We start from the raw sequence: 20,178 nt of genomic DNA, 5'->3' as shown, positions 1-20,178 counted from the left end.
GGGCACCTGGGGTACACCCTATTGTTACGCCGGTGTGCGGCAGAATGTTTCCTGCAAAATAGGGCCGTTACTAGCATTGTTTTAGACGTATCTAGCGGGGTCTAGGCCTTATGTCTAGGCCTTATGTGCTATGTCCATAGGGTTTGAAGCTCCATCAGTATTGCTGGCGGGTGTCCGGCTGCACTGTTGGCGGCGTCTAGCGCGTACTCGGCACTACATGAGGGTGTTGGAGACGCCACGACTCGGTGGTGTTGCGTCAACTTCTACTTGGAAAAGCCAGTTCTTGTGGCTAGCTTCAAACAGATCATCGCGATGTGCATTGAAGATGATGGGGTCTTTACGCGTTTACAGCCAACTACCCGCGCAAACACATGCAGATAAGCGTTTGGTGCTCTTGGGGCAGAGGTTTAAAAGCGTTCATTCGCTTGAAAATGCTGTTTTGCTGAGGTCATTACATGCGCCAGCTTCTCATACGGGCGCGTACGAAGGTACGGTTCCCTCTCTAATTAGGCGTGGTTCATTGAAAAGCGTGTACCCCGAGGAGTTTTCCCGGGGGCACACGCGTGTTTCTCTTAGCTCTTGAGAGCCAAGGAAGTTAGGGCCAATCTACTTAACAACAATCTTTACCATTACCGGCTCGTCATTGACAGTTACTTCCTGACTACCCTCGAGCGCTCGCGCGGAGGAAAGGCTGGAAAGCCCCGAACAAGATGCATTGATGGTATGTGAACCAGGTTCCAACGCGTAGAAGTACACGCCATTGGCATTAGTCGTGTGTACCTTTTCCTGCGAAAGACCAATAAGCCTACATTCGCCTGCCGGGTTACCACTGGAGGTTACAACCTGAATCGTTGAGTCTTCTGCATTGGGCTTCTGCTGCTCATCGTCGGGGAGACCTTGGCCTACACTGATTCCAACAACGAGGGAAATAATGCCCAGAACGGTACCAATGAGTCCGAGAAGATTACTGGGGTTATTAATGAGAGCTTGAACCTGAGCTGGAACCGGGATCGGTGGCTGCATTGTTTTGGATCTCCTTAATGTCATTGAAGGTATTCAGCATGCTTGGGCTGATACGTAGGGCACTGTTTTCAGGGTAGCCGAGCTGACTGATGCCATGCGTGTGAATGCCGATGGCAGCGTTGTCTGTGGTATAAACCGGCGAACCGCTTTGTCCGCCCGTGGTGTCTAAGTTATAGCAGAGTCGAGTTTGGGTTCCTGGCTGAAGGATTCCGCTCTCATTGTCCACAGTTGTCCGTAGTCGCGAATCAGGCCACTACCCTTCTCTCCTGGAAATCCGGTGACAGTTGCTTTTTGCCCGGAGAAAGCGGAAGAAGTATCGCTCGGTTTAATTCCAAACCAGCTGGAAGACTTGGTTGACCAGATCCCATCCCACACCGAGCGCTTTGGCGGTAGTCGACACACTCATCCGATCAATAGCAAGGCGCTGCAAGATCCAGCGAGTGACCCGGTGAGTGAGCTTGGAGCCGTCATCCGTGCAAGCCAAGGAGGCCTGGAAGATCTTTGTCTTACATGAGGCGGCTGTGCACAGGAATCTAGGGACTGTTACGTGCAGCCTAGTGGGGAATCCGACGACAGGAAGATCAACGAGTCGGCGAGTGGTGTGGTCGCGTAACTTACCTGACTGCCCGCAATCCGGGCACACGCCGATAACGGCTACTGGTGTGGCCCCAATGATGGTCAGGGGCCCGGCATCGGCGGCACCGGTGATGGCAAGTCCGATTTCCGCGGTACAGCAGATGGTGTCGGCAACGAGGTTTCCAGTAGGCACTTCACAGTGCGGGTCCCTGGTGTGTTCAGATGGTTGATTAGGAACTTTCATTTTCACACCAGGGGCCCTATATGTTGTGGTGACCCGCTGAACCCGTCGTGGCCAACTTCACCTCGCTACGCACTCTGAAACCGGAAGAGCCATTAAACTCAGGAGAGCGCTCTATTCAGACTCGGTTGGCGCGCAGGCTGCGGCGATGATGCCAAGCGCAGCCAGTAGACCAATGCCACCGGCAGCGTACTGAGCCTCACGCGGGAAATTGCGAGTGAGCGACTCAATCTGCTTCTTCACTGGCTCAAGGCCTGGGATGTTGAGCTTTGCGCCGAAGCTTCCGAGGAAAGCCAACGGAATGGCGAGTGCTGCTGGGATGGTGAGGCCGAGGACCGTCGGCAAGCAGCGCTCACTCACAGAGGAACCACCTGCCGGGGCGGCTGGCTTGTCGCCGGACTTGACGGTTTCTGAGGTGCCGTCGGTGTAGGTGATGACGAGGTTACCGTCGGCATCCGTGGTCACGAACTTAATGCCGCGGCCGTCCTTGCCATCTTTACCGTTTGCGCCATCGCGGCCTGGTGCGCCATCGAAGCCATCGCGGCCCGGCGTGCCCTGGTCGCCCTTCGCGTCGGCGAGGGTACCGAGAATCTCAGAGGTGCCGTCGGTGTAGGTGACGACCACCTCGCCCTTGTCGTTGGTCGTCACGGACTTGATGCCACGGCCGTCTTTACCGTCGGCGCCGTCCTTACCGTCCTGGCCGGCGTCGCCCTTGTCGCCCTTAGGGCCCTTGTCGCCGTCCTTACCGTCCTTGCCATCGGCGCCGACGACCTTGCCAGCATCCTCGGTGGTGCCGTCGGTGTAGGTGATGATGAGATGTCCGTTATCGTCAATGGTGACGGACTTGATGCCGCGGGCGTCGTCAGTCGGCGCTGGGTCCTCGGTCTTGTCACAGTCCTTAAGATCGTCAGCAGAGCGGGAAACCTGGGCAAGGTTGAAGCCCACCTTGACCGGATCGTGGTCGGAGGAGCGGTACGGGTTATCGGACTCAAAGACGTCCCCGCCGGTGTAGTTGCGGCGAGAGTACTCCATGGCAATCGGCTCATCGGAGTTGATGTTCCAGGTCTGTGCCGCCTTGGCGCCGACGTGCTCGTTGGCCAGGATGTGGTCGAGGGAGCCGAGGCGGCCGGAGAACTGGTAGGAGGCCACGTCCTGCCAGTCCTCTTGTGCGTTGAGCTCCTCAACCGGGATGGTGTAGCCGGCGTTGCGGAAGACGGAGATGGCATCTTCCTTGGAGTAAGCGTTCAAGTCACCCATGACGAAAGTGGCCTTCTCCTGCCACTGTGGCTGCTTGGACAAACCATCCAGGACTGCCTGGGCGTGGGCATTGCGCACGTTGGGGTTGTTGCCCTGGCCGTCGCCGGTGTCCTCGTCGCCCTTAGCCACCGAACCCTTGGACTTGAAATGGTTGGTGACCACCACGAAGGAATCCGGGCCCTCAGCAGTGCATTTGTCGGAGACGGGCTGGAACTCGGCGGCGAGCGGGGTGCGGGCGGTGCCCTTGAAACGCTCGTCCTCTAGCAAGGTGGCCTCACCTACTGGCTGGACGCGGTCCTTCTTGTAGATAATCGCGGTGCGGATGACATCCGTGTCCGCCGCGGAGTTCGCTGGGGCCTTGACGTAATCCCACTTCTCAGAACCCGCGCGGGAGTTGAGTTCATCTACGAGGTACTTCACGGCATCGTCATAGGTGCCCCCCACGGTGTTCGCGGCGTTTTCGATCTCCGACAAGCCAATGACATCGGCATCGAGGCCCTCCAGCGCGGTGAGGATCTTGCCCTTCTGGTCATTGAACGCGGACTCGGACCACGCCCCGCGGAAGGTGGGGCTGTCGGAGCCGACGCCGTTGCCAAAGCGGTTCTTGTACGCCTTCGCGCCGTTGTCCTCACCCAAGTTGATGAAGAAGTTCAGCACGTTAAACGCCGCCACGGTGTAATCGCCAGCCACCTGCGGGGCCTCCGGGCGGGCCGGGTCCCACGTAATCGGTAGGTCTGCGGTTACGGAGTCACCCGTAATCATCGTGGTGGGCTGGAAGCGCCACTGCTCGTGGCCGTAGCCCAGGATGACGCCAGAGTCGGCAAACTCCACCTGGTTGGTGGTGCGGATGGTCTTCACATCCGAGCCGTTCTGCATGATGTACGGCAGCTTCGTCGACGCGCCATCGCGGGTGAAGTCACGGGTGGAGCCGTCATCCAAGATGACGTACTTCGCCGCGTTAGACGCTTCCATGTCCTTTTGTTCCTGAGTACCCGGGGAGACGATATCGGTAGGTTGGCGCAGCGCCTCCGTACCCGGGGCCAGGCCCAACTCGCCGTAGCGGTTGAGGCCGTAGTTATCGGTCACCGTGTGCACGCCGGGCTTGAGCAGCATGGACTCGAGCTTTTCGCGGGCCTCGTCGCCTTCCGGCAGGGCATCGATGGTCAGCGGGGTGACGGGATCGAGTGCGGTGTCGAGGACGGAGCCTTGGGCTAGGGCGATTTGGGTCTGGCCGTAGTACTCGTCGACGGAGCCAGTAACCTCGACGGATTCCCCAATCTTTGGGTAGAAGCCGGTGCCGCCGGTGTAGACGAAGACGGCCTCAGAGGCCTCGGTCGGCGCAGTTTGACCCGTGCCCGGAGTCTGGATGGTGAAACCGTTGAGGGACTTCTCACCCTGCCACATGGCGGTGACAACACCCTGGGTGGTGACGTTCTGGCCCTTGAGTGGGGACTCCGCGCCGGTGCCCTGGATTTCCGGGATGGTAACGGTAGCGCCCGGCTCGGCCGGCTGCGGGTCCTCCGGTTGCGGGTTCTCCGGCGCGGTGGCGCCGCCGCCGGAGGAGGTAGGAGTCGGGCCGGCGGTGCTGAAGTCGGCGGCGTTGTCGTCGGTGTCGGTGCCGGCGTCATCACGCTGCGCGGAGGTGGTGTTGCTCAAGGAGGAGGTAGGGGAGCCCTCGCTGAGCGACGTCTCCCCGTACCCCACCACGTCGACCTCGGCCCCGGAGGCGTCGTAAAGCTTCACCGAGCCCTTGGAGCCGGACATGCTGAGACCGCCCTCAGCATCCGGGGTGGGCAGCGGCTCGCCTGTGCCGCCGCCACCTTCCTGGATGAGGTAGTAGCCGCCAGCCGGGATGGAACCGTTAAGCGTGGTCTTTCCGCCGGAGTTGCCCTTGGACGAGAAATACTCCACGGACCATCCGGTGAGGTCGATGGCGGAACCCGTTGGGTTGTAGAGCTCGATGAAGTCGTTGGTGAAAGGGGCGTTCTTGTTGCCGCCGCCACCGTAGACCTCCGAGATGACGGCAGTGGAGCCATCCACCGCGGCGCCGGCCTGGGGGACAACGACGCAGGTAGACACTAATGCAGCGATGGCGAGAGAGCCGATGCGTGTGAGGCGCATGAGAGGTTCCTTTAATCAGCGAGAAAATGACAACGCATCTGGTTCTACCTGCCTTCGCCGCCACGGGATACCGGAGGACAACGCGCGAGCTGGGGGTTAAGCCGGGATTCCCCAAGAATTCTTCAGCCGTTTGGTTTGAATTCACCACCCCAAAGATTCCGAATCTTTCCCGCTGGCGGGATAGACTGGCGGGGCACCTATACTCACGCACAGTAAGGCAGAATTTTCATGGCTCGTGTAGTTGTCAATGTCATGCCCAAGGCCGAGATTTTGGACCCGCAAGGTCAGGCCGTCGTCCGCGCGCTGGGCCGCCTGGGGGTTGCTGGTGTCAGCGACGTGCGCCAGGGCAAGCGCTTTGAAATTGAAGTCGATGATTCGGTCAGCGCCGAGGAACTCGAGAAGGTTGCGTCCACCCTTCTGGCGAACACCGTGATCGAGGACTACGAGGTTATCCAGTAATGAAGATCGGCGTTATTACCTTCCCCGGCACGCTTGACGACGTCGACGCGGCCCGCGCCGCCCGCACCGCCGGCGCCGACGTCGTGTCCCTGTGGCATGCGGACGAGGACCTGCGAGGAGTGGACGCCGTCGTTGTTCCCGGCGGCTTTTCCTACGGTGACTACCTGCGCTCCGGCGCCATCTCTGCGCTGGCCCCGGTCATGCGCGCGGTGGTGGAAGCAGCGAATAAGGGCATGCCGGTGCTCGGCATTTGCAACGGCTTCCAGATTTTGACGGAGGCCGGCCTGCTGCCCGGCGCCTTGACCCGCAACCAGGGGCTGCACTTCCACTGTGTGGATACCTACCTCGAGGTGGCGAACGCGCAGACCTCCTGGACCAGCGAGTTTGAGCAGGGCCAGCGGATCCTGATTCCGGCTAAGCACGGCGAGGGCCGCTTCCAGGCGGACGCGGAGACCGTGGAGCGCCTCGAAGGCGAAGGCCGCGTGGTCTTCCGCTACACGGATAACTTCAATGGCTCCATCAACGACATCGCCGGTATCACCAACGAGGCCGGCAACGTGGTGGGACTCATGCCGCACCCGGAGCACGCCATCGATCTTCTCACCGGCCCGTCCACCGACGGTCTGGGTTTGTTTGTGTCCGCCCTCAAGGTCGTCGCTTAACCCGCGCCGACGGTTATAAGGAGAAACAATGACCGTACACAACGACACCGTCGAGCAGGCGGCCGCGCAGCCCGAGCTGGAGCAGCCCTACCGCGAGTTGGGCCTGAAGGATGACGAGTACGCGCACATCCGCGAGATCCTGGGCCGCCGCCCCACCGACGCCGAGCTGACCATGTACTCGGTGATGTGGTCGGAGCACTGTTCTTATAAGTCCTCCAAGACGCACCTTCGCTACTTCGGCGAGACCATGACCGAGGAGATGGGCTCCAAGATCCTCGCCGGCATCGGTGAGAACGCCGGCGTGGTGGACATCGGAGACGGCAACGCGGTGACCTTCCGCGTGGAGTCCCACAACCACCCGTCCTACGTGGAGCCGCACCAGGGTGCGGCCACCGGCGTGGGCGGCATCGTCCGCGACATCATGGCCATGGGGGCTCGCCCGATTGCCGTGATGGACCAGCTGCGCTTCGGCCCGGCTGATGCTCCCGACACCAAGCGCGTTTTGCCCGGTGTTGTCGGCGGTATTTCGCACTACGGCAACTGCTTGGGCCTGCCCAACATTGGCGGCGAAACTGTTTTTGATGAGTCCTATGCCGGTAACCCGCTGGTCAACGCGCTGTGCGTGGGCACGCTGAAGGTGGAGGACCTCAAGCTCGCTTTTGCCTCCGGTACTGGCAACAAGGTCATGCTCTTCGGTTCGCGCACCGGCCTCGATGGCATCGGTGGCGTGTCCGTGCTGGCTTCTGACACCTTCGAGGACGGCGCCGAGCGCAAGCTGCCGGCCGTGCAGGTGGGTGACCCGTTCGCGGAGAAGGTTCTCATCGAGTGCTGCCTGGAGTTGTACAAGTCCGGCATCGTCGTGGGCATCCAGGACTTGGGCGGTGCGGGCCTGGCCTGCGCCACCTCCGAGCTGGCCGCCGCCGGCGATGGTGGCATGGAGATCAACCTGGACAACGTCCCGCTGCGCGCAATGGATATGACCGCTGCAGAGATCCTCGCCTCCGAGTCCCAGGAGCGCATGTGTGCCGTGGTGACCCCGGAGAACGTGGAGAAGTTCAAGGAGATCTGCGCGCATTGGGATGTCACCTGCGCTGAGATCGGTGAGGTTACCACCGGCAAGCACCTCATTATCCGCCACCAGGGCGAGGTCGTCGTGGACGCCCCGGCCGGCACCATCGCGGACGAGGCCCCGGTCTACGACCGCCCCTATGCCCGCCCGGAGTGGCAGGATGCGCTGCAGGAGTTCCAGGGCGTCGAGAAGCAGGACCTCACCGTGGCGCTGAAGAAGCTCGTGGCCTCCCCGGCGCTGTGCTCGCGTGATTTCATCACCAACCAGTACGACCGCTACGTGCGCGGCAACACCGTGCAGTCCCACCACGCGAACGCTGGTGTGCTGCGCATCGACGAGGAGACCGGCCGCGGTATCGCGGTATCGGCCGATGCCTCTGGTCGCTACACCAAGCTGGACCCGAACATGGGCACCCGCCTGGCGCTGGCGGAGGCCTACCGCAACGTCGCCGTCACCGGTGCCCGCCCGGTGGCCATTACCAACTGCCTCAACTACGGCTCCCCGGAAAACCCGGACGTGATGTGGCAGTTCCGCGAGTCCGTGCATGGGCTTGCCGACGGCGCCGTGGAACTCGGCATCCCCGTCTCCGGTGGCAACGTCTCCTTCTACAACCAGACCGGCGAGGAGCCGATCTTGCCGACGCCCGTCGTGGGTGTCCTCGGCGTTATCGATGACGTCCACAAGTCCATCGGCAACGAGCTCGGCCTCGTGGAGGAGCCGGAGGTACTCGTGCTGCTGGGTGAGACCAAGGATGAATTTGGCGGCTCCATCTGGCAGCAGGTCAGCGCTCGTGAGCAAGGAAATGAGTCGGAGAATGGTTTGAATGGTCTGCCGCCGCAGGTGGACCTGGCCAACGAGCAGCGCCTCGCGGACTTCTTCGTGGGCAACGAAGGCTTGACCGCTGCACACGACATCTCCGAGGGTGGCCTTGCCGTCACCGCATTCGAGATGGCCAAGCGCAGCGGCGTGGGCTTGAGTCTGGACCTGTCCAAGGTCCATGAGGATGCCTTCGTGGCTGCCTTCTCCGAGTCCGCCTCCCGCGTGCTCGTGGCGACGACCGCGGACCGCGTCGACATGCTGCTGCAGCGCGCTGAGGAGTGCGGTGTACCGGCCGTCGTCGTCGGCCAGACCACCGACAACGGTGAACTGGAACTCGGCGGCGAGTCCATCGCCGTTTCTGAGCTGCGTGAGGCCTGGGCTGCAATCCTGCCGGACCTCTTCGGCCACGCGGTCGGGGCAAACTCCGTGGTGGAGTAGGCCCCACTCACGCTGCTTGTCCCGCAGTTTCTAGAAGAAAAGCCCAGCTTCGGCTGGGCTTTTCTTTCCCCGAAGAGCCGCTTCGTAAGACCCACGAAATTCGCAACTGTTTGTTGCTTCAAAGGCATGAAAAGAACTTAAAGTGTCTTTTCATCCCAGTCGCTTTGAATTCCGATACTGGCTTTTTCAACAAGAGGATTCGTGAGGAAGTGCTGGTTTAATGATGCCACTACTTTGTCAGGCCAGGTAGTCCCAGGGGACACGGTTCGTAGCATATGCGCCATGACAATTAAAGCGCCGAATAGCTTTTCACTTTGAATCTCTGGCAGGAGGTAAAGGCTCCCATTGCTACGGATAACTTCAGTTGGAGCCGGAGCAAAAGAACGATTCCATAGCCTTCCATGGTGCGCACACGTATTCCGAATGATAGTTAGCTGCTCGAGCCAACTTGCCAGCGGATGTTTTTTCGTAAGTTTTTGCTTCTGATTCCTATTCAAACTAGCGAAGTCGATCTTTATATCCAGCGCTTCCGAAATCGATCGCTGATCGTTGGATCCTAAGCCTGCATAGAGCTTTGAAATATCCGAAAAATCGAGCACTTCAGCCACAACCCACATGGGATACTGTCCACCGTATTCATCAATGTAGTGCTTCACGGCGTCGTTCTTCTTTGCCCTCGCGAGTCGTCCATACGCTGTACTCAGCCACGACACGTGGTCGAAGTTTGGCCGAAAGTCGTCTGAGCGGAGGTAGAAAGTAGGATCATTGGGGTGTCGAGTACATAGCAGCTCGACGAGCTTGGTTCGCATCGCTACTTCGATTCGCTCCATTCCGTCATGGATCAGGGTGCGGAGTTTCCTATCGGCTTCATATAAGGAGATGACGTGCACAAAATCGGTACCATCGACGAAGTGACTTGAACGACTAGTTCCGTCTTCATTGAATTGTCTGGCTGGATACCAATAGGCAGAAAGTCGGTAGTAGCTAACGTGTGAAAACCATTGTTCAGCTAAAGCTTTGTCGATCTTCATGCCACGGCTTTGCAACCGAATAATATGCTCGTCAATGGTCGCTGCTGGCTTGAGCGATGAAGACATGGGAAGCCAATCTAGAGAGGGGACGAGTTGTTGTGGGGATCGGTTCGGCGGAACGGCGTAAATAGAGATCCAGCCCACTCCGAGTTTCCGAAGAGAAACCGGGCGGGCTGAACTATTAACCAGCATTTTACCGCAGGACCTTGAAATGCGTCAATCCCACTTTTCAGGTAGACGTGCACGTTGAAGGTCTAGTTGTTCATCCGAGGCTCTGTGAAATTAGGGTGCATCGGGGACATCGCCCGAAGTGAGGCGGCAACCTGTTATTACTTAAGCACCGATGGTGCGGGCGATGGTCTGGTCCCAACTCAGCTTCATTTGGTGGGAGAAGAGGCCGAAGGTGTGCGAGCCTTGGGGGCTGAAGTAACGGTTCACGCGCACCCCGGCGTTGCGGGCGTTGCGGGTGAATTCCTCCGAGCAGTGGTTGGCCACCATCTCTATCGCGCGGGGCCCGAGCCACTGGCTGGGCTTGTTCGTGCCATCGATGGGGCCCGGGGTGCCGGAGGCCGAGCCCACGAAGACCTCGACGTCGCGAAGGCGGCCGGGATTAGCGTTGGGGTCGTGCTCGAACCACTGCGGGGAGCCCGGCAGGCCCCACGCGTTGAAGGAGGAACCACCGCCGTAGGCCATCATCGCGGTTGAGGTGGGAAAGCCAATCGCGCCGGAGCGCACCGGGCAGCCGGAGTAGGAGGCCGCGGCCTTGTAGCGCTGTGGGGCGTGGCCGGCGATGTCGAGTGCAGCACCGCCGGTGGAGGAAACACCACCAATGGCATCGCGGCCGGTGCCGTGGAATTCTGCGTCGATCAGCGGGGGCAACTCAGTGGTCATGTAGGTGTTCCACTTGTTGACGCCCAAGATGGGATCCTCGGTATTCCAATCGGTGTAGAGAGAATAGGCACCGCCGAGTGGCATCACCACGTTGACGTTCTTGCCCACGGCCCATTGGCGAATATCGGTGTGCGTCATCCAGTTCATGCCCGCTTGGCCGCCCTCCACGCCGGGCAGCAGGTAGAAGGAGGGGCGCGGCTTATCACTCTCGGGGAGCAGGACGTTATTGGAAATCACCGCACGGTTGGCCGGGGACCACACGTCCACCACCCAGTGGTTGCCGCCCATGTGGCGCTTTGAGGTGATGAAAGGCTCGTCGCCCAGCCAGGGCTGCGGGTTGGTCACGCGCGAGGAAACCTCGCCGATCGTGCTGGACTGAGCGGAGGCGGAGCCGACGCCTGCCGACGCCGCCCCCAGCGCCACCATGGCGGCTGCGAGCAACGCCGTGGTGCGGCGAGGACCTGAGACATAGGAAAACACAAATAGTGGAGTCTACTTTGTCGGCGCTTCCGAACTGCACATAGCAGCAGAAAACCTGGCGGTATCTTTCTCTTAGCCCTTGTCCGATGCAACGCCCCGCCGTATAGTTACGGGTACGTAAGTTTTGAGGGTGAATGCGTTAGTCGCATGACCCGCATTTCAGACAAGGCAAGGGCCCTCACTATGAACGCACCCAGTGCTCACATATCCTCCCCGCAAGAGTTTCCAGTTGAAGACAGCTCTATGCGCGAACACAGCACGATGGAGCAGCTCATCCAGCGCACCTATTGGATGGCGGACCGTGGTCCGCGTCCGCTGACGCGCGGCTGGGGCCATTTCTTTGCTGCGATTGCTTCCCTCATCGCATCGACCGTCCTCATCACCTTTGCGTGGATGACGCTGCCGTGGTGGCAGGGGCTCGCGGTGACGGTCTACGGCGTCGGCGTGGTGGGGCTCTTTACGGTCTCGGCGCTGTACCACCGTTGGCCGTGGGTATCAATGCGCGCGGTGCAATGGTGGCGACGTGCTGACCACGCGACGATTTCTGTGTTTATCGCGGCGACGTACACGCCGCTGTGCGCCATCGTGCTGGAGCCGACGCAGGCGCTATGGATGCTAACTGCGGCGTGGGTGGGCGCCATCATGGGCGTGGTCTTGAATTTGGTGTGGATCAATCATCCGCGGTGGTTGGATGTGGTGGTCTACCTCGTCCTGGGCTGGCTCATTCTGCCGCTGCTGCCAAACCTGTGGCAGTCCGCGGGGCCGGCTGTAGTGTGGCTGCTGTTCGCAGGTGGGGTGGTGTACTCGCTGGGTGCGTTGATGTACGGCTTCAAGTGGCCGGGGCGTAATGCGCGCTGGTATGGCTACCACGAACACTTCCACACCGCGACGATCGCCGCGGCGGTGGTGCACATGGTAGCCATCTGGATGGTTGTGGCGGGCTAGCCCTATACAGGGCTAGCGTTGTGGGGCTATTTACTCGGCATCGGTGAGATCTTCGGCGAGGGGGAATTCGAGAGCGACGTCCTGGCACAGAACGCGCGCTGTCGTCGAGCCATTCCACTCGGGATCAAAGCCCACGGCGCGCAGGGCCTCGACGAGTTGCTCGCCGACCTTGATGGTTGCTTCTTCGTTTTCCTCCATCGCGGAGAAACCGAAGTACAGCTCGCCGTCGTAAATAACTCGGCTGATGTCCTGTCGGTGGCAGTAGGCATAGCCGCTGCGGCCTTCCTTCTCAGCGAGCTTGGAGCCTACCCAGACGCCGTCTGAGAGATCCCAGGCCTCGTTGAACGTGAAGGAGATATCGCGCTGAGCAAGCTCCTCGCGCAGGGCTTCGAGGCGCTTAACATCCTCCGACTTTTCTGTGACCAGCCGGCCGTATTCTGCGGCGACTTCGTCGATGATGGTGTCAAAATCCTCTGGATAAGGTTCCTCGTAGCTGGCCTCCCATTCGGAGGGGTCATCGAGGACTTCAATGTAGTCGTTGTGGATGTCCTGGCGAGATTCGCCGTGGCAGAGGCGCAATGCGATGTCATTGCGAAGCGGACTTGGCTCAAGGAGATCATCGGCGGGTGGGAAGGAACTGGAGAACATCGGATGCTGTGTGGTCATAGCTCAGAGAGTAACCAGCCCCTATCGCTACTTTCAGAAAACTAGGGAGGGCACCCCGCCAGATGGCGAAAGTGCCCTCACTATGCGTGGAGTGACTAGACGTGGAGCGGATCCACTCCGGCCTCGGTCAGCATCGGGATGTTGTGTACCTCAGGCGGAACGCCGAAGGCATCGACGAGCACGACGGACCACGGTGCCAGCGAATCCACGAGGTCGTTGATGGCGGCGCGGGCGGCCTTGATCCGGCCTGCCGGGATCAGGTTGTGTTCCTGGTACCAGCCCGCGTGCTGGACCAAGGTGTCGAAGACGAAGAGGTGGCGCAGCTGCTCAAAGACCTGGCGTGCCAGCGAACCTTCCTCAAGACGCTCCTCTGCCTCAATCATGGCCTGGACCAACAAGGTATCCACGCGGGCCCAGCCGGCGGCGATGAGGTGATCCTGGCACTGATCCACGATGGCGGCAGCCTGCACCTTATCGGCCTTGCGGGCCGGCTGGATGCGGCGCACGAGGGAGAAGAGGATGGACTGGGCACGGTCGTCGATCAGCTTGGCCTGGTAGGTGGCGTCGAAAAGCGAAGCCTCGGAGGGGTTCACGCGGTCCACGAGGCTTTGCAGGCGGGTGGTGAATCCATAGCGGCGACGAACCACATCGGTGGCGGTGGAGGCTGCGTATTTCACGGTGTCCCACGGGCTCATGTCATTCATCGCGCGGCCATAGGCGGTGAGCAGGTTCTTGCCCACCATCTGGATGAGCACGGTGTTATCGCCCTCGAAGGTGGCGAAGACATCGGAGTCAGCGCGGTAGGTAGTCAGGCGGTTCTCCGACATGTAGCCAGCGCCGCCGCAAGCCTCGCGGCATTCCTGGATGGTGCGGGTGGCGTGCTGGGTCTGCGCAGTTTTGATGGCCGCGGCCAGGGATTCCATCTCGCGGGAGGCGAACTTCTGCTCCTCGGTCGGCTCCGTCACTGACCACGTGCCGTCCTCGTGCTGATCGTTTTGCTCCTGGTAGCGCTCCAGAATCTGGTTGTAGAGCAGGTGCAGCGCATAAGTGCGGGCCAACGGAATGAGCAGACGGCGGCGGTGCTGGCGGTGTTCGATGAGGCGCTTCTCAGCGCCGGTCGCGCCCTCAAACTGGCGGCGGCGGTTGGCGTAGCGGATGGCGATGTCCAGGGATGCCTCGGTGGCGGCACCCGCTGCGCCGGATACGCCGATGCGGCCGCGGATGAGAGTGCCCAGCATGGTGAAGAAGCGGGCATTCTTGGACTCGATGGGGGAGGTGTACCTGCCATTTTCGTCCACATCGGCGAAGCGGTTGAGGAGGTTCTCGCGCGGCACGCGGACATTGTCGAAGCGCAGGGTGCCATTGTCGACGCCCACCAAACCACCCTTGTGGCCATGATCACCCAAGGTCACTCCCGGCAGCTCGTTGCCTTCTTCATCGCGGATCGGGACGATGATGGCGTGCACGCCGTGGGAGCGGCCATCGCTGTCAGGGGTGATCAGCTGGGTGAAGACGACGGCCGCACGGCCGTCCTTGGCGGCGTTGCCGATGTAGTTCTTCACCGCGGAATCGGAGGGGGTGTTGATGACGAACTCGTTGGTCTCTGGGTCGAAGGTGGCGGTGGTTTCCAGGGACTGCACGTCAGAGCCGTGGCCGCGCTCGGTCATAGCGAAGCAGCCTGGCAGCTCCAGGCTGGCGGCTTTCTTGACCCACTCGAGGTGGCGTTCAGTGCCGAGCTGATCCAGGGCGCCGCCCCACAGGCCCCACTGCACGCCGGACTTAATAGCCAGTGAACCATCAACCCAGGCTAGGCCCTCCAGGGTGAAGGTGGACAGGTTCGGCTTACCGGAACCGCCGTTGGCGCGGCGCAGGCCGTGGTTGAAACCGCCGAAATCGCGGACCTTGGAGAGGTTGTCAAAGGTGTGCTGGCGCTGCTCTGCCATCGGCAGGTCCGGCTTCGGGAAGAGCGAAGGGTCGTTGAGGAAGGTGCGCAGCTCCTGGCGGAAGGCGGCGTGGGGGCCGTCGAGAAGCGCAGCCAGTTCTGTGGCCACTGAGGGCTTCGGGGTGGTGGGCAGGCGGTGCGGGCTGCGGGCCTCGGCCTTGGGGGCGTCGGTCGTGGCCTGGTTGTTGAGTTCTGGTGAGACGGATTTCGTGTCCGAGGAAGACTTGGTGAGTGGCATGGTGGGGGTCCTTTCTGGGGAGGGAAGTTTCTTAACGCTCGACGATGGCTGCAACACCCTCGCCGCCGGCCGCACAGATGGAGACGAGGGCGCGCCCACCACCGTTTTCTTCGAGAATCTTGGCGGTAGTGGCGAGGATGCGGGTGCCGGTGGCGGCGAAGGGGTGCCCAGCGGCAAGGGAGGAGCCCTTGACGTTGAGCTTGGCGCGGTCGATGGGGCCCAGCGCAGACTGCAGGCCGAGGCGCTCGCGGCAGTAGGTCTCGTCCTCCCATGCGGACAGGGTGGCGAGTACCTGGGAGGCGAAGGCCTCGTGGACTTCGTAAAAGTCGAAGTCCTGTAGCGACAGGTTGTTGCGCTCCAGCAGGCGCGGGACCGCGTAGGTCGGCGCCATGAGAAGCCCATCGGGGCCGTGGACAAAATCGACCGCCGCGGTCTCGGAATCGACGAGGAAGGCGCGGGGCTCGATATTGTGCTCGGCTGCCCACTCCTCGGAGCTCAGCAGGGCGACGGAGGCGCCGTCGGTCAGCGGTGTGGAATTGCCCGCGGTCATGGTGGCCTGCGTGCCGTGCTGTTCGGCATCGCGCTTGCCGAAGACCGGCTTGAGCTTGGCTAGGGCCTCCAGGGAGGAATCCGGGCGCAGGTTGGTATCGCGGTTGACGCCGAGGAATCCGGTGGTGAGGTCATCGAAGAAGCCCTCTTCCCAGGCCTGATGGAGGTTCTGGTGGGAGGCGAGTGCCAGCTCGTCCTGGGCTTCGCGGCTCACGTTCATTTCGCGGGCGGTGATGGCGGCGTGATCTCCCATGGACAATCCGGTGCGCGGCTCGCCGTTCTGCGGCTGCTCCGGGGCTAACTGCGAGGGTCGGATGGAACCGATGAGCTGGGCGCGCTGAGCGGCGGTCTTGGCGCGGGTGAGGTTGAGCAGCGTGCGGCGCAGGGTGTCATTGACGGCCAGCGGGGCATCCGAGGTGGTGTCCGTGCCTCCCGCGATGCCGGCGGAAATTCGGCCCTGGGCAATGGCATCGCCGACGTGGATAGCCGCCGCCAGGGAGGTGCAGCAGGCCTGCTGCACGTCAATAGCTGGGGTGGTCGAGTCGAGCGCGGAACCGAGGACCGACTCGCGAGTGAGGTTGAAATCGCGGGAGTGCTTGAGCACGGCACCCGCGGCGACGAGGCCGAGGCGTTCGTCGTGCAGCCCGTAGCGCGCCACGAGGCCGTCGAGCGCACTGGTGAGCATGTCTTGGTTGGACGCGTGAGCGTACTGCTTATTGGAGCGAGCAAAGGGAATGCGGTTGCCACCGAGGATGGCTACGCGGTGCGGGGGGTTGGTCATCAAAAACTCCTTCGCGAGTGGTCTGGTGCGAATCGCCCCAGTGGGAGGGGGTAGCAATCCCACCGCGCGTTTCGCATCACAACTAAGGTGATATTGTTAGTTCTATCACTCAATTAACGGGCCTTGCAACTAGCAAAATAATGCTCGCAAGGTTGTGAAGATCTCAGAAAGGAATGCGTCACCTTATGCCGCACGTCACCATTGCCGAGAAGCTCATCAACTCTCCGCTTGCCGCCAAAGCGGGTGTACCCCAGGGCCACCCCCTGCGTCGTCATAAAGTAGGCGAACCGGCGCTCGATGGCCCCATCGTCATTGGCGGCCAGGGACGCATCGCCGACTTTCTTCGCTCCCAGCTAGCCGTGGATTACCAGATCATCAACGCCTCTGCGGAGGCCCCGCGCGCCGCCCTCGTCTTCGATGCCACCGGCCTAGAGACCCCCGAGCAGTTGCGCGAGCTGTATGACTTCTTCAACCCACAGATGCGCAACCTCCTGCCGTGCGCGCGCCTCGTGGTTGTCGGCACCACCCCGGAGGCTGCAGATACTATCGACGCCCGGATTACCGCGCGCGCACTCGAAGGCTTTACGCGCTCCTTGGCCAAGGAGATGCGCAAGGGCGGCACCGTGAACCTGGTGTGGGTAGATCCTGCGGCCACCGCGGAGGTGGAGTCCACCCTCCGCTTCTTCCTCTCCGGGAAGTCGGCCTTCGTGGATGGCCAGGTGGTCCGCGTGGGCGCGGTGAGTGAGGGCTCCCCCGCACGCGGAGGTGAGTCAGCGAAGTGGGAGAAGCCGCTCGACGGGCGCCTCGCGGTGGTCACCGGTGCTGCTCGCGGTATTGGCGCTACCATCGCCGAGGTGCTGGCCCGCGACGGTGCCAGCGTCATCTGCATCGACGTCCCGCAAGCTAGCGAACACCTGGCGAAGACCGCGAACAAGGTCAAAGGCACCGCGCTGCCTCTCGATGTCACTGACCCTCAGGCCGCGGACAAGATTGCCCAGCACGCCCAGGAGCGTCATGGTCGAGCTATTGACGTCATCGTCCACAACGCTGGAATCACCCGCGACAAGCTGCTGGCCAACATGAACGAGGGGCAGTGGGACGCTGTCCTTGCTGTTAACCTGCTGGCACCGGTACGCATTACCGAAAACCTCCTCGAATCCGGAGCCCTCGCGCCGGGGGCGGCCGTGGTTGGTGTGTCCTCCATGGCCGGCATTTCCGGCAACCGCGGCCAGACCAACTACGCCACGACGAAGGCAGGCATCATCGGGCTCGTTGATTCCTTGCGCTCCGTCTTGGCGGAGAATGGCTCCACCATCAACGCTGTTGCCCCCGGATTCATCGAAACCGCCATGACTGCGGCGATGCCCACTGGGCCGCGCGAAATCGGCCGGCGCCTGAACTCACTGCAGCAAGGTGGTTTGCCTGTCGACGTCGCGGAGACCGTCGCCTTTTTCGCTGCCTCGGCCTCCGCCGCGGTGAGCGGCAACACGGTCCGCGTGTGCGGCCAGAACCTCATGGGAGCATAAATGAACGTCACCACACTCAACGAGATTCCTGACCTTCCCGCCCTTTACCGCTCACTCATGGTAGGCGCGGTGCCCATCCCCGGGCTGGGGGCCGGCAAGCGCAAGGTCGACGACCCGCAGACCGCCTACCGCGTCGAGGGAGTGCGCGTCGATACCGCGCACCTGGCTCGCTACTGCCAAGCCACGGGCCTGCGCCTGGGCAATGAGTTGCCCGCCACCTACCTGTATGCGCTGGCCTTCCCACTCGCAATCAAGGTGATGGCGGCACAGGACTTTCCTTTTCCCGCAGTCGGCGTGGTGCACCTGTCGAACCGCATCGAGCAGACCCGCCCGCTACGCGTCGACGAAAGCTGCGACATCTCCGTGCACGCGGAAAACCTCCGCCCGCACCGCAAGGGGCTGGTCATCGATATGGTGACCACGTACAGCGTGGGTGGTGAGGAGATCTGGCGCCAGACTTCGGTTTTCCTAGGCCAGGGCGCGAAATTCACCAAGGACACCCCGCGGCAGGTGCGAACGCGCCCTGAAGCCGAGCGCTTCCTCGACTTCCCTGATGATGAGGCGGGAACGCCCACGGCAACGCTGCGCTTTAGCCCCGAGAGCACCCGCGTTTATGCCGCGGCATCCGGCGATAAGAACCCCATCCACGTCTCCACCGTGGGCGCCAAGCTCTTCGGTTTTCCCGCGCCCATCGCGCACGGCATGTATACGCACGCCCGGATGTTGTCGGTGCTCGACGGCACCCTTTCAAGTGCTGTACGCATCAGCGCGGACTTCTACAAGCCGGTTATTCTTCCAGCGACGACGGGCGTGTTTGTGGCTCCGAGTGTCGCCACAAACACTGAGATCGGAGCGCGCACCGTCACGTTGCGCAAAGCCAAGGATCCGAGCACCCTCCACGTGGCGTGTCGGGTTGAGCCGCTGAACTAGCTGCGGCCCCGCCCTAGTGATGGGGTGGAGGGCTGGCCTAGGTTAGTCCACGTGCTGGTGCTGTGGCGCCACCACCAGAGGCTTCGGGGAGTACTTGCCGCGCAGGCCGCGGAGAATACCGGCGTGCTCCCACAGGCGCTTGTCTTCTTCGGTGCGGGGGACAAACTGGCGGGCGGCGAGCGGCTGCCAGTCAGCGTCCATGCCCATGTAGGCCACAGTGGCGTGGATGGCGGTTTCTAGTTTCTCGCGGCCACCGCGCGGGTTACCCGCGCGGACGTGGATCGACATTTGCATCGAGCGGGTATCCGTGCGCATCATGCGGGCATCGACCTCGATGAGGTCTCCGATATGGATAGGCCGGTAGAAGCGAATGCCGCCGGCATAGACCGCCACTGTGTGCTCTCCTGACCACTCCATGGTGCAGGCAGCGCCGGCCTCATCAATCCATTCCATGGCCGTACCACCGTGGACATTGCCGCCCCAGTTGACGTCAGTGGGCTTAGCCAAGAAGCGGGTGACCATTCGAGGGGCATCGGAAGGGCCATCATAAGTCTGCTTTTCCATCTCCGCTTCGATGGCTTGGCGCAGCTCGATGCGGGATTCCGCGGCTTCCCACACACGCTGGTGCTCTACGGTGTCCGGAACCAGCGGCGGCACGGCGACCGACTTACCTGTTTCCGTGTCCTTGGCCACGAAGATGACGAGGCAGTCGCACGCGCGGGTAAAAATGCCATCGCGCGGGTCGGCGGAAAGCACCTCGTTGACGATGTGCATGGAGGAGCGCCCCGTCATCGCAATGCGCGAGCGCACCTCCACGAGGTGGCCTGAGGGGATGGGGCGCGTGAAGTGAATGTGGCCCACATAGGCCGTCACGCAGTACGTACCCGACCATTGGACCGCACAAGCATAGGCGGCCTTATCAATCCATTCCAGGACGCGGCCGCCGCCGATGCCTTGGGCGCCGGCGATGGTGAGATCGGTGGGGGCGGCCATAAACCGCAGGGTGATGGAAGGGGACTTCTCGTGGGGAACGGACTTCTTTTCTTCCGACGAGCTTGATGGCATGGTTGGTGACATGGATAACAAAGTATCAGGGAGCGTGGTTACCGTATGAAGAAGGCCGTTGACGCCGCCACGACCCGCGCCGCCGTCGAGGCAGTGGCGGAGTGGATCCGTGACCCTGAAGGCGTGGAAAAACCAGGTCGCCCCGCGCTTGCGGCCGCTACACGCACCACCGCCCGCCTGCTGGAGGCGGACGCGCCGGGGCACTCCGTGGAGCTGCGGGTCCCCCCATTCGTGGCAGTGCAGTGCATCGACGGGCCTCGCCATACCCGGGGCACCCCTCCGAACGTGGTGGAGATGGATCCCCTGACGTGGCTGCAGCTGGCTACCGGTGTAGTGGGGTGGGAGCAGGCGCTTGGCGACGGCCGCGTGGACGCCTCCGGCTCCCGTGCCCACGAGATTGCTGCCTGTTTGCCCGTGATTCCGTTAGTTTTCACTGGCCGGAACGGCTAGGATTAGCGCCGTGGTAGCT

General features: G+C 61.9%; 15 protein-coding genes and 1 pseudogene. 7 read left to right on the top strand and 9 right to left on the bottom strand.

Annotated elements, in window-relative coordinates; all coding sequences use genetic code 11:
* Positions 1 to 606: 606 nt before the first annotated feature.
* From HMPREF2806_RS05555 to HMPREF2806_RS05545, 3 genes and pseudogenes are all read right to left on the bottom strand, one after another.
* A complete protein-coding gene (locus HMPREF2806_RS05555) occupies positions 607 to 1,023 on the bottom strand; it encodes a hypothetical protein (protein ID WP_070516658.1) in 417 nt (138 codons plus the stop codon).
* A gap of 346 nt (positions 1,024 to 1,369) precedes the next feature.
* A pseudogene (locus HMPREF2806_RS05550) lies at positions 1,370 to 1,843 on the bottom strand (transposase family protein); the annotation flags it as partial.
* Between the two features lie 111 nt (positions 1,844 to 1,954).
* On the bottom strand, positions 1,955 to 5,218 hold the full coding sequence (locus tag HMPREF2806_RS05545) for an ExeM/NucH family extracellular endonuclease (protein WP_232745292.1): 3,264 nt from the start codon (positions 5,216 to 5,218) through the stop codon (positions 1,955 to 1,957).
* 228 nt (positions 5,219 to 5,446) lie between these two features.
* Here HMPREF2806_RS05545 and purS point away from each other — a divergent pair, with 228 nt between their 5' ends.
* From purS to purL, 3 genes are read left to right on the top strand one after another with little or no spacing between them, the layout of a single operon-like run.
* Complete coding sequence (gene purS, locus HMPREF2806_RS05540; RefSeq protein WP_039676532.1) at positions 5,447 to 5,677, top strand: phosphoribosylformylglycinamidine synthase subunit PurS; 231 nt, start codon at positions 5,447 to 5,449, stop codon at positions 5,675 to 5,677.
* Entirely contained in the window at positions 5,677 to 6,339 is a 663-nt protein-coding gene (gene purQ, locus HMPREF2806_RS05535; RefSeq protein WP_049154757.1) for a phosphoribosylformylglycinamidine synthase subunit PurQ, read from the top strand. Before purS ends, purQ begins: the two co-directional genes overlap by 1 nt.
* Before the next feature lie 28 nt (positions 6,340 to 6,367).
* Positions 6,368 to 8,665 carry a phosphoribosylformylglycinamidine synthase subunit PurL gene (gene purL, locus HMPREF2806_RS05530; RefSeq protein ID WP_070516656.1) on the top strand — a complete coding sequence of 766 codons (2,298 nt, stop codon included), beginning with the start codon at positions 6,368 to 6,370 and terminating at the stop codon, positions 8,663 to 8,665.
* 137 nt (positions 8,666 to 8,802) lie between these two features.
* Here purL and HMPREF2806_RS05525 read toward each other — a convergent pair whose 3' ends face one another.
* Entirely contained in the window at positions 8,803 to 9,762 is a 960-nt protein-coding gene (locus tag HMPREF2806_RS05525; protein WP_070511040.1) for an Abi family protein, read from the bottom strand.
* A gap of 267 nt (positions 9,763 to 10,029) precedes the next feature.
* A complete protein-coding gene (locus HMPREF2806_RS05520; protein ID WP_070516654.1) occupies positions 10,030 to 11,067 on the bottom strand; it encodes an alpha/beta hydrolase in 1,038 nt (345 codons plus the stop codon).
* A gap of 243 nt (positions 11,068 to 11,310) precedes the next feature.
* Here HMPREF2806_RS05520 and HMPREF2806_RS05515 point away from each other — a divergent pair, with 243 nt between their 5' ends.
* The gene (locus tag HMPREF2806_RS05515; protein ID WP_070516652.1) at positions 11,311 to 12,012 is read left to right on the top strand and encodes a PAQR family membrane homeostasis protein TrhA; all 702 of its coding nucleotides are present in this window, start codon (positions 11,311 to 11,313) and stop codon (positions 12,010 to 12,012) included.
* Positions 12,013 to 12,042: 30 nt separating this feature from the next.
* Here the strand turns inward: HMPREF2806_RS05515 and HMPREF2806_RS05510 are convergent, their stop codons facing one another.
* From HMPREF2806_RS05510 to HMPREF2806_RS05500, 3 genes are all read right to left on the bottom strand, one after another.
* Complete coding sequence (locus tag HMPREF2806_RS05510; RefSeq protein ID WP_049157184.1) at positions 12,043 to 12,678, bottom strand: DUF6891 domain-containing protein; 636 nt, start codon at positions 12,676 to 12,678, stop codon at positions 12,043 to 12,045.
* A 95-nt stretch (positions 12,679 to 12,773) separates the two neighbouring features.
* Entirely contained in the window at positions 12,774 to 14,858 is a 2,085-nt protein-coding gene (locus tag HMPREF2806_RS05505) for an acyl-CoA dehydrogenase family protein (RefSeq protein WP_070516650.1), read from the bottom strand.
* A 31-nt stretch (positions 14,859 to 14,889) separates the two neighbouring features.
* On the bottom strand, positions 14,890 to 16,188 hold the full coding sequence (locus HMPREF2806_RS05500; RefSeq protein WP_070516647.1) for an acetyl-CoA C-acetyltransferase: 1,299 nt from the start codon (positions 16,186 to 16,188) through the stop codon (positions 14,890 to 14,892).
* A 185-nt stretch (positions 16,189 to 16,373) separates the two neighbouring features.
* Between HMPREF2806_RS05500 and HMPREF2806_RS05495 the strand changes: the two genes are divergently transcribed.
* Positions 16,374 to 17,714: a 3-oxoacyl-ACP reductase gene (locus tag HMPREF2806_RS05495; RefSeq protein ID WP_049157178.1), complete on the top strand. Its 1,341-nt coding sequence runs from the start codon at positions 16,374 to 16,376 to the stop codon at positions 17,712 to 17,714.
* Complete coding sequence (locus HMPREF2806_RS05490) at positions 17,715 to 18,644, top strand: MaoC/PaaZ C-terminal domain-containing protein (protein ID WP_070511034.1); 930 nt, start codon at positions 17,715 to 17,717, stop codon at positions 18,642 to 18,644.
* Between the two features lie 42 nt (positions 18,645 to 18,686).
* On the opposite strand, the gene HMPREF2806_RS05485 is transcribed toward HMPREF2806_RS05490, so the two are convergent.
* A complete protein-coding gene (locus tag HMPREF2806_RS05485; RefSeq protein WP_070516645.1) occupies positions 18,687 to 19,721 on the bottom strand; it encodes an acyl-CoA thioesterase in 1,035 nt (344 codons plus the stop codon).
* A 33-nt stretch (positions 19,722 to 19,754) separates the two neighbouring features.
* On the opposite strand from HMPREF2806_RS05485, the gene HMPREF2806_RS05480 reads away from it, so the two are divergent.
* Positions 19,755 to 20,159, top strand: a complete 405-nt coding sequence (locus HMPREF2806_RS05480; protein ID WP_070516644.1) for a sterol carrier family protein — start codon at positions 19,755 to 19,757, stop codon at positions 20,157 to 20,159.
* Positions 20,160 to 20,178: the final 19 nt, after the last annotated feature.

Source organism: Corynebacterium sp. HMSC076G08, assembly GCF_001811515.1.
GTDB classification, from domain to species: Bacteria; Actinomycetota; Actinomycetes; order Mycobacteriales; family Mycobacteriaceae; genus Corynebacterium; species Corynebacterium hiratae.
The sequence above is the reverse complement of the archived record's forward strand: the minus strand, read 5'-3'. Positions and strand labels throughout refer to the sequence as shown.